This is a genomic window from Burkholderia sp. Leaf177, assembly GCF_001424345.1.
Classification (GTDB): Bacteria; Pseudomonadota; Gammaproteobacteria; order Burkholderiales; family Burkholderiaceae; genus Caballeronia.
In genome coordinates this window covers 558,860-575,011 of the sequence record NZ_LMPF01000023.1, presented here as the reverse complement: position 1 = coordinate 575,011, position 16,152 = coordinate 558,860, and the positions used below count along the sequence as shown (strand labels likewise).

Genomic DNA, 16,152 nt, shown 5'->3' with positions numbered 1-16,152 from the left:
GACGTTCCCTTGAATAACGTTGTTTACTTCGTATAGCTGCCAATATTGTCTTTGGTCACCACCGTCACGCCTGTATCGATGTCCTTGGGCGCTGCGCCTTTACCCTGGATTTGCGCGACCAGATTGTCGACGGCAAGCGAGCCCATGGTGACCGGCCGCTGCACCATGATCCCTTGAATGGAACCGTCCTTGAGCGCCTTCAGCGTGTCTGGAAGGTCATCGAATGCAAGAACTTCGAGCTTGCCTTTCATCGCGCCGAATTCCTTGGTGTTGAGCACCTTCGATACCGCGGGTCCACCGACCTGACTCACGCCAAAGATGCCCTTCAACTGCGGATGCGCGCGCAACGTGGTCTCCACAACCGAGACCCCTTTTGCAAGATCGTCTTCCGTTCCCTGCGTCTCGACAATCTTGATGCCGGGATATTTCGCCAAGCCCTTCTTGATCCCGGCAATGCGCTCGTTCAAGTTCACCGCGCCGAGTTGGCCCGTAATGATCGCCACCTCGCCATTGCCGTTCAGGGCTTTACCCATGGTGTCCGCCATGGTCGCGCCGGCTGATTCGTTGTTCGTGCCTATGTACATGGAGCGCCCGCTCTTCGGCGAATCCGAGTCGAACGTCAACACCTTGATGCCGCTCTGCTCCGCGCGTTTCATCACGCTCTCGACAGACTTGGGTTCATTGACGGAAATGGCAATGCCATCCACATGCTTCGAAATCAGGTCTTCAATGATCTTGACCTGTGTTGAGCCTTGCGTGTTTTGCGGCACGACCCATTGATACTTGACGCCCAGTTTGTCGGCGGATGTTTGCGCGCCTTTGTTGCAGTCATCGAAGAAGGGAACAGCCACCTTCGGCACCACGGCGACCGAAATATCCTTTGCGTCCTTGGCGTTGGCTTGTACACCCATAGAAAGCGCGACCGTAGCAACGGCAATGCTCATTACGCTGCGAAATGCTTTATCCATTTTCGTCTCCAAAGGTCTATTTTTTAGTGGTGAAACAGAGTTCGGGAATCAAGAAGCTCAACGTCCCTTTCGGCGCACGCGCCAGATATCGATGCTGACCGCAAGCAAGATGACGCAGCCGGTAATGGCCTGCTGCGCGTAGGTATCGATGTTCAGCAGCACCACGCCGTTCGTGATGATCCCTGCGAGCGCCGCACCAATGATCGCGCCTTCCACGCTGCCCGCGCCGCCTGAGAGACTCGCGCCGCCAATTGCCGCCGCGGCGATCACATCGAGCTCGGCGCCGAAACCCGACGCAGGTTCCGCCGATACGAACCGCGAGAAACTGACAATGCCGGCAATGGAAGCGATCAAGCCCGACAGCGCGTAGACGATGAACTTGACGCGAAACGTACGCACGCCGCTAAGACGCGCCGCCATCTCGTTGCCGCCGGTGGCATAGACATGCCGGCCGAAGCGCGTTTGCCGCATCAGCACGGAAAAGCAGATGGTCATGACAATCATGATGATCACCGGGAATGGCACGAAACCCACATATCCCTGACCGATGAATGTAAAGCTGTCCGGAACATCGGGCGTTACCGGAACGCCCTTCGTGATCATGTACATCAACCCTCGCCCGATGCTTAACGTGCCGAGCGTGGCAATGAACGGCGGCAACTGGATCCAGGTGATCAGCAAACCGTTGAAGCACCCGACCGCAAGCCCGACCACCAATCCCGCAATGACGGCGACCACCGGACCCGCGCCATGCTGGAACGCCAGCGCGGTGACGAGGGACGAAAGTCCCATCACCGATCCCACGGACAAATCGATGCCACCCGTGATGATCACGAGCATCATGCCAATCGCCATGATGGCGATCAGCGAGAACGACCTGAAGACGCCCATCAGGTTATTTGTAGTAAGGAAATACGGGGAGAAGATGCTGATCAAAATGCCGACCAGCAGCAATACCGAGAAGATATTCAGCTCGCGGATCTTGAGCAGGCCGCGCAATGTCGACGTGAATCCCGTCGGCTGCCGGTGCGGATCTTCCTTGGACGATATTGCAGCCACCGATGTCTCCTTGTTCTGATTCTGGTTTAGAAGGATCGTAGGCGGCAGCGGACTGGCGAGTCTGTGACGAGCGTCATACATGTGCATCGGGGTTGTCCCTGATGCGTAGCGCCGCATGACTATGAAGTTCGTCACAGAACCCGCGCCCGCGTATCTGTAACATGGGTTCCCAAGGTGATGCCCTTATAAAACCAGATCAGGAGCACGAGACATGACGAAGCGAGTAATAGTGACCGGCGGCAGCGGCCTGGCCGGCAAATGGGTCGTTGAAGACCTTGTTGCGCACGGCTACGAAGTGCTGAACCTCGACCGCGTGCCGATGGCGAAGCCCATCGCGCGAACGCTGATCACCGACCTGACCGACGCAGGACAGGTGTTCAACGCGCTGGCGTCGACGACTGTGCTCAAAGAGTTCGAAGACGACATCGAACCCAAGCCTATCGATGCAATCGTTCATTTCGCCGCGATCCCGCGAATCCTCATCACGCCGGACAACGAAGTTTTCCGCATCAACGTGATGGCGACCTACAACGTGCTCGATGCCGCGTCGAAGCTCGGCATCAAGAAAGTGATCGTTGCTTCGAGCGAGACCACGTATGGCGTGGTGTTCGCGCACAGGCACCGGAATCCGGAATATTTTCCGCTGGACGAGGACTATCCGGTCGATCCCATGGACAGCTACGCCATGTCCAAGGTGATCAACGAAGTCACCGCGAAAGCATTCCATGCGCGCACGGGCGCGGATATTTATTGCTTCAGGATTGGCAATGTACTGGACCCGGTCGATTACCAGAAATTCGCGACGTGGAACAAAGATCCGGGCCTGCGCAAGCGCATTGCGTGGAGTTATATCGATGGCCGTGACCTGGCGACGGCGTGCCGGCTTGGCATCGAAAAAGATGGGCTGGGCTTTGAAGTGATGAATGTGGCGGCCGACGACGTTTCATCGGATCGGCCGACCGCGGAATTGCTCAAGGAGTTTTATCCGGACGTGCCGGTCAAGAAGCAGATGGGAGAGTTCGAGACGCTGCTAAGCAACGATAAATTGAAGCGCCTGCTTGGCTGGCAGCAGCAATACAACTGGCGTGAACAGGCAGCGCTTTAAGCTGCAGTCCGGGGATGACGCCTTCAGAGCGTCATCCCCGGCGCCCTACTTTCAGCCTTTCCTGAAGGCGCGAATGACATCGGCGAAATTGCTGTCCGCGCTCAAGCCCAGTTGCTGACCGCGTGACACGTCCCACGCGCCCGGCCAACTTCCCACGATCTTTTCGATCTTCGGGTCCGGCTTCCAGTCGATCAACGCAGCAACTTCATCGCCTGCGACGTCCTTCAATGCGTCGATCATTTCCGTCACGCTGACCGACAATCCGGGCAAATTGACGACGGGCCACACACCCAGCGCCGCTTGATCGAGCTCGCAACCTGCGATCAACGATTCAATCGCTTTTTGCGGCGACAAAAGCCATAAACGCGTGTCGCCATTTACCGGGCATATAGCGCGTTCGCCGTTTAAAGGCTCGCGAATGATCCCGCTCGCAAACGAAGATGCCGCTGCATTCGGCCGCCCCGGTCGCACGCTGATAGTAGGCAAGCGCAGCACGCGTCCATCGACAAAACCACGCCGCGAGTAGTCGCACAGCAGCAACTCTGCAATCGCCTTTTGCGTGCCATACGACGATTGCGGATTCAGCGCGGTATCGTCGCGAACAATGTCGGGCAGCGCGCCGCCATACACCGCGACCGAGCTCGTGAACAATACGCGCGGCGCGTGGCCGAGCGTACGGCATACATCGAGGAGAAGACGCGATGCATCCAGGTTGATGCGCATGCCCAGCTCGAAATCCGCTTCCGCCTGACCGCTCACGATTGCCGCAAGATGGAAGATGGCGTGCGTCTCCGTGCTGATGCATCGCTCGAGCACGCTTCGGTCCGCAATATCGCCGGTCTCGGCGCGAACACGTTTGTCGTCGAAATCGGGGGGACGTACCACGTCGAGCAAGGTCAAGCCGGTGATCTGCTTGCCCATCAAGGTGCCGCGTTCAAGCAGGCCGCGTGCGAGCCGCTGGCCGAGAAATCCGGCGCCGCCGGTAATGAGAATGTTCATGACGTCACTCACGCATGTTGCAGATAAGGTTTGATCCAGCCGAGGCCATCCGACGTCGCCGCTTTCGGCCTGTACTCGCAGCCAATCCAGCCGTCATAGCCCAGCGAATCGATGAGATCGAAAAGGTACGGATAATTCAGTTCGCCCACGTCCGGCTCGTTACGATCCGGAACGCCTGCAATCTGGATGTGACCAATGCCCGCGTTCTCCCTTTTCATGTCGCGCTTGAGCTTCACCGCAAGGTCGCCTTCGACGATCTGGCAGTGGTAGCAATCGAACTGCACCTGGAGATTCGGCGCACCGACTTCCGCGCAGATTGCCTGAGCATCGTCTTGACGATTGAGAAAGAAGCCCGGGATATCGCGCGTATTGATCGGTTCTATAACGACCTTGATACCCGCCGAGCGCGCAGCACTCGCAGCACGTTCGAGGTTCCTCAGATAAACCGCTCGATGCGTATCGCGCGGCTGCTCAGGCTCGATCAAACCTGCCATTACATGCAGCGTCTTGTTGCCGAGCACGGCGGTGTATTCCAGGGCTTTATCGAGCGAACGGGCGAACTCTTCCTCACGCCCCGGAAGCGACGCGATCCCGCGTTCACCTGCTGCCCAGTCGCCCGGCGGCGCATTGAACAAGGCTTGCGTGAGGCCGGTTTCATCGAGACGCGACTTGATATCCGCCGCAGCGAAGTCGTACGGAAACAGAAACTCCACGGCCTTGAAACCGTCTTTCGCCGCAGCAGCGAAGCGGTCGAGAAACGCGTGCTCGGTGTACATCATCGTGAGATTGGCGGCAAAACGGGGCATGACATTAACTCCTTTTCAGTTCAGCGATTCACGAGCTTGGGCGGCACGAGCCACGTGGCAACGGCGCCAATCACGAGCATTCCCGCAAGCACATACATGCCGCTCGCAGTGCTATGCGTCAGGTCCTTGAGATACCCGATCATGTACGGGCTCGCAAAGCCGGCGAGATTGCCAATCGAATTGATCACTGCAATTCCCGCTGCTGCGGCCGCGCCGGACATGAACGCCGTGGGCAACGACCAGAATAGCGGAGCGCAGGTCAGCACGCCGGCGGCGGCCGCGGACAACGCGATGATCGACACCACGGTGTTGCCCGCAAACGATGCCGCAACCGAGAATCCGATCGCTGCTGCAAGCGAGGGCACGATCAGATGCCAGCGGCGTTCGCGGTGTTTATCGGCGCTATGACCCAGTATGTTCATGACGACGATCGCAACCAGGAACGGAATCGCGCTCAACAAGCCAATGTTGAATGCGCCGCTCACGCCCGTCGACTTGATGAAGGTCGGCATCCAGAACGTCAGGCCGTATTGCCCCGTCACGAACGCGAAATAAATCAGCGACATCCACCACATGCGGCCGTCGGCGAAAAGCGCGCGTAGCGAATGTTTCGTGCTGTCGCCTTCGTGTTGCGGCTGCGTGCTGATTTCATGTTCGAGCAAGCGTTTTTCCGGTTCGCTCAGCCACTTCGCGCTGCGAATATTGTTGTCGAGGTAAAGAATGGTTGCAATACCGATCAACAACGCCGGAACCGCTTCGATAAGAAACATCCATTGCCAGCCTTCGAAGTGGCGGCTATCGGAAAAGGTCTGGACAATCCAGCCGGACAGCGGATTACCGAAGATACCCGCAACCGGAATGGCCGACATGAACACCGCGACAATCTTCGCGCGCCGGTGCGACGGAAACCAGTAAGTCAGGTAAAGGATCACGCCAGGATAGAAGCCGGCTTCGGCCAAGCCTAGAAGAAACCGCAATACATAGAATTGCGTAGGCGTCTTGATGAAAACGAAGAGCGCGGAAAGTATGCCCCACGTAATCATGATTCGCGCAATCCAGATACGCGCCCCTATCTTATGCATCAATATATTGCTTGGCAGTTCGAACAAAAAATAGCCGAGGAAAAATACACCGGCGCCAAGACCGAACACCGTCTCGCTAAAGCCAAGATCCTGCGACATCTGCAGCTTTGCAAATCCAACATTCACGCGATCCAGATAAGCGACCACGTAACAGAGCATCAGGAACGGCACAATGCGCCAAAAGACTTTCTTGTAAGTGCGCGCAAGTTCTTTATCGTCGTAACGGGCTGCCGCAGGCGCGCGGGCACCGTCCGGCGGCACGGCTTGTTCAGGCGTCATGCTTGTCTCCAGGATTCAAGTGAGGTGTTCAGACCTGCTTCGCTACCATCGCGCGTTGAAGGTCTTGCGTAAGTCGTCGATGGCCGCTTCTTCGAGCGGCTCAGGAAGAGGTGCATTGGTTGAGAGAGCCAGCATCCAGAGCCGCGCGGTTTCCTCGAGTTCCTCCAGCGCGTAGGACGCATGGCTCACTGATTTTTCCCACACGACCGGGCCGAGTCGTTCCAGCAAAACGGCGCGCACTTTCGATGCAAGCGCAGCGACCTCTTCTGCAACGGCGGGATCGCCCGGTCGCCGATATTCAATCAACGGCACATGCCCGACTTTCATCACGTAGTACGGCGTGATGGGCGGCAGCACATCGTCCTTCCGCCAGACACCCGCAAGCGTCAACGCAACCAGATGCGTGGAATGCGTATGGACCACGCCGTGCGCTTCGCGATTGTTTTCGTAAATCTTCCTGTGCAATGCGAGCGTCTTCGACGGTTTTCCGCCCGAAACGTGATTGCCGGCAGTATCGACTTTGGCTATGTTGGCGGGATCGAGCCGGCCGAGGCAAACATCGGTCGGCGTGATCAGCCAGCCGTCGTCCAGGCGCGCGCTGATATTGCCGGCGCTGCCAACGGTGTATCGGCGTTCATAGAGGCTTGCGCCCGTCTCGCAGATTTCCTCGCGGATGCGTGTTTCCGTGCTCGTCATGATCAGGCCGCTCCGTCCAGAGCCTTCAACGCTTTCACGAAAAAATCCTTCGTGCCGAAGTTGCCGGACTTCAACGCGAGACCGATAGGCTGGTCGCCGATGGACTGCGTCGCCGGTACGCCCGGGTCGATCTGCGCGCCAATGCGCAACGACTTCACGCCGAGCGCCTGAACCACGGCGCCGGATGTCTCGCCGCCGGCGACCACGAACTTGCGCACGCCTGCATCGCGCAACTTCGATGCAATCGATGCCAATGCTTGTTCAACCAGATGCCCGGCCTTATCGACACCCAGTTCCTTCTGCACGGTCTTCACTTCGTCGGGCGTGGAAGTGGCATAGATCAGCACTGGCTCCGCTGCATGTTCAGCGGCGAATTCAAGTGCTTGTTCGACCACGTTTTCACCGCGCGATAACGCGAGCGGATCGATGCGAAAACCGGGTTTGGTCTCGCGCCACTCTGCGACTTGTTCATTGGTTGCCTTGGAAGCACTCCCCGCGAGCACGACCGATCGCCCTTCGATCTTCGGCAACTCGGACGCGTGCCTGGCCTCCGCCAACACGTTCGATGCACGGAAGTTATGTGGCAAGCCAAGCGCAATGCCAGAACCTCCGGTGATCAACTTCAGTTCCGCGCATGCCTCGCCGAGCACATAAAGATCGGCATCGGAAATCGCATCGGCGATGGCAAGCCGCACGCCTTCGCTTTTCAGCGCCGCGATCTTTTCGCGCACGGCCTGCACGCCTTTAGCGATCACGTCGTACGCGATCAAACCGACCTTCGATTTCGTCTGCCGCTGCAATACGCGCACGAGATTCGGATCGGTCATGGGCGTAAGCGGATGATTCTGCATGCCCGACTCGTTCAGCAATACATCGCCGACAAACAAATACCCGCGATAAATGGTGCGTCCATTCTCCGGAAACGCGGGGCACGCGATCGTGAAATCGTCGCCGAGCGCATCGAGCAAAGCATCTGCCACGGGACCTATGTTGCCTTCGTCGGTGGAATCGAACGTCGAGCAGTATTTGAACAGGAACTGCTGGCAACCTTGCGCGCGCAACCATTCGAGCGCGGCCAGCGATTGCGCAATCGCATCCGCTGCGGGAATCGTGCGCGACTTCAATGCAACGATCAGCGCGTCGGCTTCAATGTCCGTATTCGATGCAGGAATGCCAATGGTCTGCACCGCGCGCATGCCGCTGCGCACAAGCATATTGGCGAGATCGGTCGCGCCGGTGAAGTCGTCGGCAATACAGCCAAGCAAGGCCTTTGTCATTACTTCGCTCCCTTCGGAACTTCGATGCCGGGAAAAATCTTGATGACCGCCGAGTCGTCTTCGCCACCATGTCCGGCGGTCGAAGCCATCATGAACATCTGGTGCGCGGCCGCCGATAAAGGCAGCGGGAATTTGGACGCGCGGGCGGTATCGAGGACGAGGCCCAGGTCCTTCACGAAGATATCGACGGCGGAAAGCGGCGTGTAATCGCCCGCGAGGATATGCGGCACGCGGTTCTCGAACATCCACGAGTTGCCAGCGCTATGCGTGATGACATCGTAGAGCGCGTCGGGGTCCACGCCTTCGCGCAATCCAAGCGCCATGGCTTCAGCGGCAGCGGCAATATGCACGCCCGCAAGCAACTGATTGATGATCTTGACCTTCGATCCTTTGCCGTGGGTGTCGCCCAGCCTGTACACCTTGCCGGCGATTGCGGCGAGCACGTCCTCGCATGCTGCATACGCGGCGGCGGGACCCGAGGTCATCATGGTCATCTCGCCGGAAGCCGCCCGTGCAGCGCCGCCCGACAACGGCGCATCCAGCATCTGGAGGCCGGCCGCTTCCACACGCTTTCCGAGTTCGATGGCGAACGCAGGCGATACGGTTGCGCACGCAAGCACCACGCCACCGGGTTTCATCGATGGAACCGCGCCCGGTTGCGCGTCAGTGCCGAACAGCACGGTCTCGGTCTGCGCTGCGTTCACCACCACCGTAACCACGATCTCGCATTGACTGCCGAGTTCTGCCGGCGTGGCGCACGCGATTCCACCTTCGGCAGCAAACGCCTCGAGCACTTGAGCGCGTACGTCGCATGCATGGACTTTGAAGCCCGCGCGCAACAGCGAGCGCGCGACGCCCAGACCCATTGCACCCAAGCCTATAACGCCTACATTTCTGGACATTTCGTAATCCTTCTGATTTATCTTTCAGCAGATGCCAGCTTCCGCCAGGCGGCGGGCAGCGTTGTACAAATGGGTTTGAGCGGCGTTGCGCGCGGCCAGCGGATCGGCTGCGCGAATGGCCGCTGCAATGCGCGCATGTTCCTCGCGCACTTGCCTTGAAAAGTCTTCGCGCAGCGCTTCATTGCGTCGCGTGACAAGCGTGCCTGCTTCCAGATACTGATTCAGGAATGCGAGCGTGGTGAGGAAGTACGGATTGCCCGTAGCGCTCGCAATGGCGCGGTGAAACTCCACATCTTCAATGACACCGTCGTCGCCTTGCGCCACGGCGACATCGATTTGCGCCAGCTTGGCTTCGATGTTGTCCATCTGTTCGTCGGACCGCCGCATGGCCGCCTCCGCCGCGACTTCCGCTTCAATGGCGCGCCGCAGCGCCAGGATCTGCACGACCGCGCCAGGCTCGACCGCCTGCGCGTAATCGATTCGCAAAGGACGAATGCCCGCACGCTCGACAATAAAAACCCCGCTGCCTTGCCGCGGTTCGACCATGCCCTCGTTCTTGAGTCGGGAAATTGCTTCCCGCACGACGGTCCGGCTCACGCCGAATTCCTGCGCCAGAACCGCTTCGGTCGGCAGTTTGCCGGTGCTCGCGAAGCCGCCCTTTTCAATTTGAAGCAGGAGTTGCTGGGCAACGGAATCGCTCAACGCCCTTGCCGGGATTTTTTGGAACATGAGCCAAACGTCATAATTTGTTGGGTGATGTGGTCATCATACAAATTTTTAACAATTTAACGATACTGGCGATAACCCTAAGCGGAGCGTTCAGGCGACCGTTTCGGTCTTGGCCAGACGCTGCACGCCCGGTCCGGAAAATCCGGCGTTGCCATGAAAAGTCAGGGTCACGCGGAGGCCGCTCCGCCCATCCGGCCAGGCTGCATCGTCCAGCGTGACGCGCGCGTCTATCCGGTTTGCGATCGTCTGAACAATGGACAAACCCAGTCCGGATCCATTCTGCCCAGTTCCGAGCACACGATAAAACCGGTCGAATACGCGGTCGCGTTCATCGGCGGGAATGCCGGGACCCGTGTCCTCGACAACGATCGACGTATTGCCGGAATCCGCACGCACCGACAAATCGACGCGGCCGCCTTCGGGCGTGTATCGGATGGCGTTATCGACCAGATTTTTCAGGATCGTGGCGAGGTCCGCTTCGCTCGCGGGCACCCACGTGTCGGCGTCGCCGGTCACACCAATATCGATGTGACGTGCCTGCGCGAGCGGGACCAGATCTTCCAGAACGCGCCGGAATGCCGGCGCGACCGGCGTCTGGCTCGCTTCAACGCCGTTCGCTTCCTGCACATGTGCGAGCGTCAACAACTGCTCGACCAAAGCGCGCGTGCGCATGAGCCCGTTGCGCAAAGCGGTGAATCGCTCGCGGGCCTGCGTTGACATCTCCGACAGATCGAGGCGTTCCGCCTGGAGCAGCAGCACCGTGAGCGGCGAGCGCAGTTCGTGCGCCGCGTCGGCAACGAAGCGCCTTTGCAGCGCAACCGACTGAGCGACGCGCGCAAGCAAGCGATTGTTGGCGACGAGGAAAGGGACGATCTCTGCCGGAAGTTGCGCATCGTCACCTACGCGTATCTCCGATAAATCGTGGTCCGGGCGTGCATCGAGTTCCGCTGCGAGCCGTAAGAGCGGCTTGAACATATGCCTGACCAGAAGAAACACGACGCCGACCAGAACCGGCGCCAGCACGACAAAAGGAATCAGCGTGGCGACCGCGCTATTGCGGGCGATTTCGTTTCTGTCGGAAGTCTGCTGGCCCACGCCCACGCGAACTCCCGGCGCGAGCGTGCGGACGACGATGCGCCATTCGTGGTCATCCAGCCTCAAAGTCTGGATACCGTCCGGGAGCGTGGGCGGCAAGTCGAGGAGGCGCTGCGCATTGTGACCGCCGAGCCTCTGCACGACCACTTTCGCTTCCCGCTCGAAGTCCGGCACATAACGCGCGGAGCCTTCTTCCATGAAGCCCGCATTGTCCGCCGTGACGAGCGCGGCGACTTCCTTGAGCTGCAGGTCCTGGATATCGTTGGCTTCATGAAACGCGGCCTGGAACGAGAAAATTCCCGCCGCGACGGCACTCAAAAGTACGGCAATTGCGAGCCACTTGGAAAGCCGCAACTGGAGCGATTGCCCTACCCGCCTTTCGACACCATCCATCCGACACCCCTGACGTTTTTGATCGTGTCGCTGCCGAGCTTGCGCCGCAGCGAGTAGATCAGGAATTCCACGGCGTTGCTTTCGACTTCCTCGTTCCAGCCGTAGATGCGGTCTTCGAGTTCCGTGCGCGACAAGATTGCGCCGGGACGGATCATCAACGCATGCAACAACGCAAACTCGCGGGCGGAAAGCCGTACCGACGCCTCCGGAGACTGCGCCTCATGTGTTGCCGGGTCCAGCGATATGATGCCATTCGTCAGCACCGGCGCGGCGATGCCCGCACGGCGCCGCACGATCGCTCGCAAACGCGCAAGCACTTCCGTCATTTCAAACGGCTTGAGAACGTAGTCGTCGGCGCCGCTGTCGAGGCCGCGAATGCGATCGGCGACGGCATCGCGCGCCGTGATGATCAGAACGGGAATGGCGTTGTTGCTGGCGCGAATGGCGTTCAGGACGTTCATGCCGTCCACCTTCGGCAGTCCGAGATCGAGCAGGACGGCTTCATATGAATGAACCTTGACTGCGCTCAGCGCCTGTTGTCCGTCGCGCACCCAGTCCACCGCGCACGATGCATCCTTGAGCGCGTCCCGGACCACTTCTCCGATCATCCAGTCGTCTTCCACCAACAAGACTCTCATTGGAGATTCCAGGATTTCGCGAGCGACGGACTTTTCACGAGCGGTAGACGCGTTCGCGGTTTCCCCGGCACGCTTGGCCAGACGCACGTGGATCTCCCTGCGCGCACGCACGGCTTCCTGCGCGGGGATCGCGAAACCGGGAAAAATCCCGGCAAGCGTGCCTGCTGCGCCCAGCCAACCGTTGAACATGACACCGGATCCTGACCTCCTGGAAACAACGTGCGCTATCGACGCGTCTCGGCAAGACGCTCGAGAGCCTTCAGTGCGGGTTGGCCAGATACTGCCACAACAGTCAGGGTTGTATTCATTTGTTGGTCTCCCCAAATTTTGGAGCCAACCCGCACCTCATGATAGGTCCAGAACACGAAGCGATAATTAGCAGCGGCTTACATCAGGCGCTGATGCACGATTGGAATTGCCTGTTTGATCGGCAGCATCGCGCGAGGTGCAAGCGCACAACGCGCGGTGCCGCGGCTGCATCAGTTACCCTGGTTCTGACTCGCGGTCCCGTTGGCCGAATCGTTCGATGCACCGCCGTAGCCGTGATTCGCGCTGACCCGCGCTTCGGCCGCTTGAATGTCCGCCGGATAGTTGATGTCGCTGCCCGCGGGGTTATAGCCGGCTTGCTCCACGCGCACCAGATCGGCTTTGACCTGAGCGCGCGTGACAGAGCTGTTGTTCGACGCGTCGGCCTGGGCGAACGCGAACGAAGGGATCGCGATGACTGCGGCGGCGATGGTTGCGCATATCGATGCTTTCATGATGGTTGCCTCTTGATGTGAGTGAGCTTCAGTGCGGCATCGCTTTCGATGAGCCATGCCTGACTGTCATTTTGCTCACCCGACCATGGCTCTACGCTGACGCCAGGATTACAAGCGCGTCATATTCGCCGTTTCGGTTTCGGGGACCGCTGAAAGAACGCGTACGCGATTGTCCTCCGCATTGAAATCCGCTATCCGATAATTGCAAATATCTGGAGTTCACATGACTAAATGCTGTACGTCAGCCGCAACCGTACCGTGTCTGGAAACCTGCATGAGAGTTTGCTAAAAATAACTGAAGTTGCGCATCGTTCAGCCTGACACTTAGACACCGATAATCTCAAGGTGCATGACATGCGACTTCCACGGTCGAATAACCGATGCAAACAGCAATTGATAAAAACGCACTCGTACGCGGCACTCGCTTTGATTTCTTGCTTCATCACGCCCGCCTTCGCCGACTGCAACGTCCTTAGCGGAGGTAACCCCGGGACGGCGACCATCACACTTCCGGCGAATCTCAGCGTTAGCCGCGACGGAGCCGCAGGCGCGGTTTTATTTGACAGCAGCTGGCTAACAACATCACCTACCGTAACCATGAACTGTTCGGGGTCGAATCCTCTCACATCGGGTTATGAGAATTCAATGATCCCTGTCAGCGGAATGACCAACGTTTATCAAACGGGCGTGCAAGGGATCGGGATTCAAGTGAGCTGGTTGAACAGCATTAGCGGGAATCCCGGAATGAGCGGAGGAAACATCGTGGCCTGGCCAGCGGCAAGAGCCGGAACTACCGGCACCAACATGTATGGACCAATGGGGCGTTTTCGTCTGCAGCTGATCCGTACAGGACCCGTTATGGCCGGAACCTTCAACCTGCCGACAACGCTGGCAGTCGGAAAATACGGTTCAGCCGACGCAAATATATTGCTGCTAGACAATGCCAACGCGTCGGTCATCGCGCCCGCTTGCACGGTGCAGGACACGGCCAAGCCCGTCACCATGCCCGTGGCTTCAGGTCGATATCTGCCATCGATTGGATCGACGACAGGCGACACAACCTTCAGCATCTCGCTCGACTGCGCCACTCCCATGTCGGTTGCCATCACATTCACCGACGCCACCGATCCTGGCAACGTCGGCACCACGCTATCTCTGTCAACTGATTCCACGGCCAAAGGTGTTGGCTATCAGATCGTCTACAACAAAACGCCGATCAACTATGGCCCTGATTCGTCAGCCGCCAATAACGTCAACCAATTCAGCGTGGCGCCAGCGGGCACCGTTGGCCCATTGATCATCCCGTTCACAGCACGTTATGTGCGTACCGGAGCAATCACCCCGGGCTCGGCCAACGCGAAAGCAACTTTCACGATGAGCTATCAGTAGTGCCGCCGTTCAAGCGGCGAACGTGCGCATCTTGTTATCGCTACCGCTCGCCACCCTGAACACGCCGACCGCTTCGCGCAGGCTGTTCGCCTGATCCGCCATGGCTTGCGCGGCAGCGGTGGCTTGCTCGACCAGCGCCGCGTTCTGTTGCGTCACTTCGTCCATCTGGCTGACTGCAACATTCACTTGCTCGATACCCGTGCTTTGCTCCGATGAAGCCGCCGATATCTCGCCCATGATGTCGGTCACATGCCTCACCGATGTCAACAACTCGTTCATGCTACGGCCTGCATCGGCGGCGAGATTCGATCCCGTATCCACGTGCCCGAGCGACTCGCCAATCTGATCCTTCACTTGCTTGGCGGCACTTGCGCAACGTTGGGCGAGCGTGCGCACCTCGCCCGCGACGACTGCGAAACCCCGGCCTTGTTCACCCGCACGCGCCGCTTCCACGGCCGCATTCAACGCAAGAATATTCGTCTGGAACGCGATGCCCTCGATCAGCGTAATGATCTCGCCGACCTTCGATGAACTCGCGGAAATCTCCTGCATCTTGCTCACCACGCTCTCGACCACGTGGCCGCCGGCCGCCGCCGCTTCGGACGCGCTCTTGGCAAGCATGTTGGCTTGTCTGGCGTTATCGGTATTCTGCTTGACGGTGGATGTCAGCTCTTCCATGCTCGACGCGGTCTGCTGCAACGACGCCGCCTGTTCCTCCGTTCGCTGCGACAAGTCAAGGTTGCCTTGCGCCATCTCGTTCGCTGCAACCGCGATCGAATCCGCCGACGTCTTGATGCCACTGACTATGGCGCTCAACTGCGCGCGCATTGCTTCAAGCGATGCCATCAGGCTGCGGTTATCGTCGCGATCGAGAACAACGGGCACGCTCAGGTTGCCGCTCGCAATCTCGCTTGCCACGCGCTGCGCTTCACCGGGTTCCGCGCCGAGCTGCTTCAGGATGCTGCGCGTGATCACCATCGCCGCCACGACACCGACTATCAACGCGGCCAGCGCCGCGCCGAGCGTCACCACACGAAGGCGCGCATAGCTTGCGTGCGCGCGGCTGGCATCGTCGAACATGGTTTTCTTTTCGAGCTCGATCAGCGAGCGCAACGTCCCGCGCCATTCAATCTGCTTCGGCCGCACTTCCTGGATCAGCGACTGGTTAGCCGACGTTTTATCGTTCGCCAAGATCTGTTGCGCCGTGCGCGCCATCAACGGCATCGTGCTTGCTTCATCGGCTTTGAGCTTGGTCAGGAGCGCCTGCTCGGTGTCGCTGATCTGTCCGCTCGATGCAAACGTCTCGGCGAGCGCACGCGATGCATCGTCGTAAATGCCTTCCTCGTGTTTGATTTTGTCGACGTTGGCCTTGACCTCTTTTTCGTCTTCGAACAAAAGCATGTCGCGGATTGCGATCGAGCGCTGGTCGAGCGAAGAACGCATGGTCTGTGCGAGCGTCATCTCTTGCGTGCTGCGGTCGACGATATTCGTCAGCGTGTCATTGATCCTCGACATCCCGATCAAACCAACGAACGCCACCACGCCGAGCAGTACCAGCAATGCACCGAAGGCAACCGAGAGGCGCGTCACAACTTTGAACTGATTCATCAACATGACCTTGTTTTTTTGAGTGAGAGAGGTACGAATACGCATGGCAAAGCAGCACATCGATCACTCTGTAAGGCTTCCGAAATGATCATGCCGTGCTTATAGCTTTCCATGCTGTAAGCCTTCGCAATGAAGACCTGGACGTGTCGTCTCTCTGTCACGACGCCAGTTTTAACGTCGTGAGACACACGGGGAAATCGGCCTGCGGTTGTTTGCAACGCGGCGCGCATCCCTCTGTTAGATGGCCGGAACGCGCAGAAGAAAATTGCGATCCAGCCTGGGTCCGACGCGACATCGCATCGAAACTCCAAGGCTGATTAACGGCATAAGAACGCCGATCTTTAACCCGACGTTTAACCTCGCGGT

15 protein-coding genes are annotated in these 16,152 nt (G+C 58.8%); 2 read left to right on the top strand and 13 right to left on the bottom strand.

The genetic code is table 11. The features are described from left to right. Nucleotides 1–23: 23 nt before the first annotated feature. The gene (locus tag ASG35_RS23635) at nt 24–968 is read right to left on the bottom strand and encodes a sugar-binding protein (RefSeq protein ID WP_056363419.1); all 945 of its coding nucleotides are present in this window, start codon (nt 966–968) and stop codon (nt 24–26) included. Between the two features lie 57 nt (nt 969–1,025). After that, the gene (locus ASG35_RS23630; RefSeq protein ID WP_056363857.1) at nt 1,026–2,027 is read right to left on the bottom strand and encodes an ABC transporter permease; all 1,002 of its coding nucleotides are present in this window, start codon (nt 2,025–2,027) and stop codon (nt 1,026–1,028) included. Nucleotides 2,028–2,238: 211 nt separating this feature from the next. Between ASG35_RS23630 and ASG35_RS23625 the strand changes: the two genes are divergently transcribed. Further along, nucleotides 2,239–3,132, top strand: a complete 894-nt coding sequence (locus ASG35_RS23625; protein ID WP_056363417.1) for an NAD-dependent epimerase/dehydratase family protein — start codon at nt 2,239–2,241, stop codon at nt 3,130–3,132. A 51-nt stretch (nt 3,133–3,183) separates the two neighbouring features. Here the strand turns inward: ASG35_RS23625 and denD are convergent, their stop codons facing one another. From denD to ASG35_RS23575, 10 genes are all read right to left on the bottom strand, one after another. Beyond that, nucleotides 3,184–4,131, bottom strand: a complete 948-nt coding sequence (denD, locus tag ASG35_RS23620; protein ID WP_056363415.1) for a D-erythronate dehydrogenase — start codon at nt 4,129–4,131, stop codon at nt 3,184–3,186. Between the two features lie 8 nt (nt 4,132–4,139). Next, nucleotides 4,140–4,937: a 2-oxo-tetronate isomerase gene (gene otnI, locus ASG35_RS23615; RefSeq protein WP_056363414.1), complete on the bottom strand. Its 798-nt coding sequence runs from the start codon at nt 4,935–4,937 to the stop codon at nt 4,140–4,142. A 20-nt stretch (nt 4,938–4,957) separates the two neighbouring features. After that, nucleotides 4,958–6,298 carry an MFS transporter gene (locus ASG35_RS23610; protein ID WP_056363412.1) on the bottom strand — a complete coding sequence of 447 codons (1,341 nt, stop codon included), beginning with the start codon at nt 6,296–6,298 and terminating at the stop codon, nt 4,958–4,960. 42 nt (nt 6,299–6,340) lie between these two features. Then, entirely contained in the window at nt 6,341–6,994 is a 654-nt protein-coding gene (gene otnC, locus ASG35_RS23605) for a 3-oxo-tetronate 4-phosphate decarboxylase (RefSeq protein WP_056363411.1), read from the bottom strand. 2 nt (nt 6,995–6,996) lie between these two features. Next, a complete protein-coding gene (gene otnK / locus ASG35_RS23600; RefSeq protein ID WP_056363410.1) occupies nt 6,997–8,271 on the bottom strand; it encodes a 3-oxo-tetronate kinase in 1,275 nt (424 codons plus the stop codon). Next, nucleotides 8,271–9,173 carry an L-threonate dehydrogenase gene (gene ltnD / locus ASG35_RS23595; protein WP_056363408.1) on the bottom strand — a complete coding sequence of 301 codons (903 nt, stop codon included), beginning with the start codon at nt 9,171–9,173 and terminating at the stop codon, nt 8,271–8,273. The genes otnK and ltnD overlap by 1 nt, the downstream gene beginning before the upstream one ends. Nucleotides 9,174–9,197: 24 nt before the next feature. Further along, complete coding sequence (locus ASG35_RS23590) at nt 9,198–9,902, bottom strand: FadR/GntR family transcriptional regulator (protein ID WP_056363405.1); 705 nt, start codon at nt 9,900–9,902, stop codon at nt 9,198–9,200. A gap of 90 nt (nt 9,903–9,992) precedes the next feature. Next, the gene (locus ASG35_RS23585; protein WP_082508571.1) at nt 9,993–11,390 is read right to left on the bottom strand and encodes an ATP-binding protein; all 1,398 of its coding nucleotides are present in this window, start codon (nt 11,388–11,390) and stop codon (nt 9,993–9,995) included. Next, nucleotides 11,366–12,028: a response regulator transcription factor gene (locus ASG35_RS23580; RefSeq protein ID WP_056363855.1), complete on the bottom strand. Its 663-nt coding sequence runs from the start codon at nt 12,026–12,028 to the stop codon at nt 11,366–11,368. Before ASG35_RS23580 ends, ASG35_RS23585 begins: the two co-directional genes overlap by 25 nt. Before the next feature lie 479 nt (nt 12,029–12,507). Then, a complete protein-coding gene (locus tag ASG35_RS23575; RefSeq protein ID WP_056363403.1) occupies nt 12,508–12,789 on the bottom strand; it encodes a DUF4148 domain-containing protein in 282 nt (93 codons plus the stop codon). Between the two features lie 354 nt (nt 12,790–13,143). On the opposite strand from ASG35_RS23575, the gene ASG35_RS23570 reads away from it, so the two are divergent. Further along, entirely contained in the window at nt 13,144–14,178 is a 1,035-nt protein-coding gene (locus tag ASG35_RS23570; RefSeq protein ID WP_082508570.1) for a fimbrial protein, read from the top strand. 9 nt (nt 14,179–14,187) lie between these two features. Here ASG35_RS23570 and ASG35_RS32555 read toward each other — a convergent pair whose 3' ends face one another. Continuing rightward, entirely contained in the window at nt 14,188–15,786 is a 1,599-nt protein-coding gene (locus tag ASG35_RS32555; protein WP_162244435.1) for a methyl-accepting chemotaxis protein, read from the bottom strand. Nucleotides 15,787–16,152: the final 366 nt, after the last annotated feature.

Coding starts and splice junctions, on each gene's coding strand:
- denD (WP_056363415.1), bottom strand. CDS start 4,131: ATGAACATTCTCATTACCGGCGGCGCCGGATTTCTCGGCCAGCGGCTC.
- ASG35_RS23575 (WP_056363403.1), bottom strand. CDS start 12,789: ATGAAAGCATCGATATGCGCAACCATCGCCGCCGCAGTCATCGCGATC.
- ASG35_RS23635 (WP_056363419.1), bottom strand. CDS start 968: ATGGATAAAGCATTTCGCAGCGTAATGAGCATTGCCGTTGCTACGGTC.
- otnK (WP_056363410.1), bottom strand. CDS start 8,271: ATGACAAAGGCCTTGCTTGGCTGTATTGCCGACGACTTCACCGGCGCG.
- otnI (WP_056363414.1), bottom strand. CDS start 4,937: ATGCCCCGTTTTGCCGCCAATCTCACGATGATGTACACCGAGCACGCG.
- ASG35_RS23570 (WP_082508570.1), top strand. CDS start 13,144: ATGCGACTTCCACGGTCGAATAACCGATGCAAACAGCAATTGATAAAA.
- ASG35_RS32555 (WP_162244435.1), bottom strand. CDS start 15,786: ATGAATCAGTTCAAAGTTGTGACGCGCCTCTCGGTTGCCTTCGGTGCA.
- ASG35_RS23590 (WP_056363405.1), bottom strand. CDS start 9,902: ATGTTCCAAAAAATCCCGGCAAGGGCGTTGAGCGATTCCGTTGCCCAG.
- ASG35_RS23585 (WP_082508571.1), bottom strand. CDS start 11,390: ATGGATGGTGTCGAAAGGCGGGTAGGGCAATCGCTCCAGTTGCGGCTT.
- ASG35_RS23610 (WP_056363412.1), bottom strand. CDS start 6,298: ATGACGCCTGAACAAGCCGTGCCGCCGGACGGTGCCCGCGCGCCTGCG.
- ltnD (WP_056363408.1), bottom strand. CDS start 9,173: ATGTCCAGAAATGTAGGCGTTATAGGCTTGGGTGCAATGGGTCTGGGC.
- ASG35_RS23625 (WP_056363417.1), top strand. CDS start 2,239: ATGACGAAGCGAGTAATAGTGACCGGCGGCAGCGGCCTGGCCGGCAAA.
- otnC (WP_056363411.1), bottom strand. CDS start 6,994: ATGACGAGCACGGAAACACGCATCCGCGAGGAAATCTGCGAGACGGGC.
- ASG35_RS23580 (WP_056363855.1), bottom strand. CDS start 12,028: ATGAGAGTCTTGTTGGTGGAAGACGACTGGATGATCGGAGAAGTGGTC.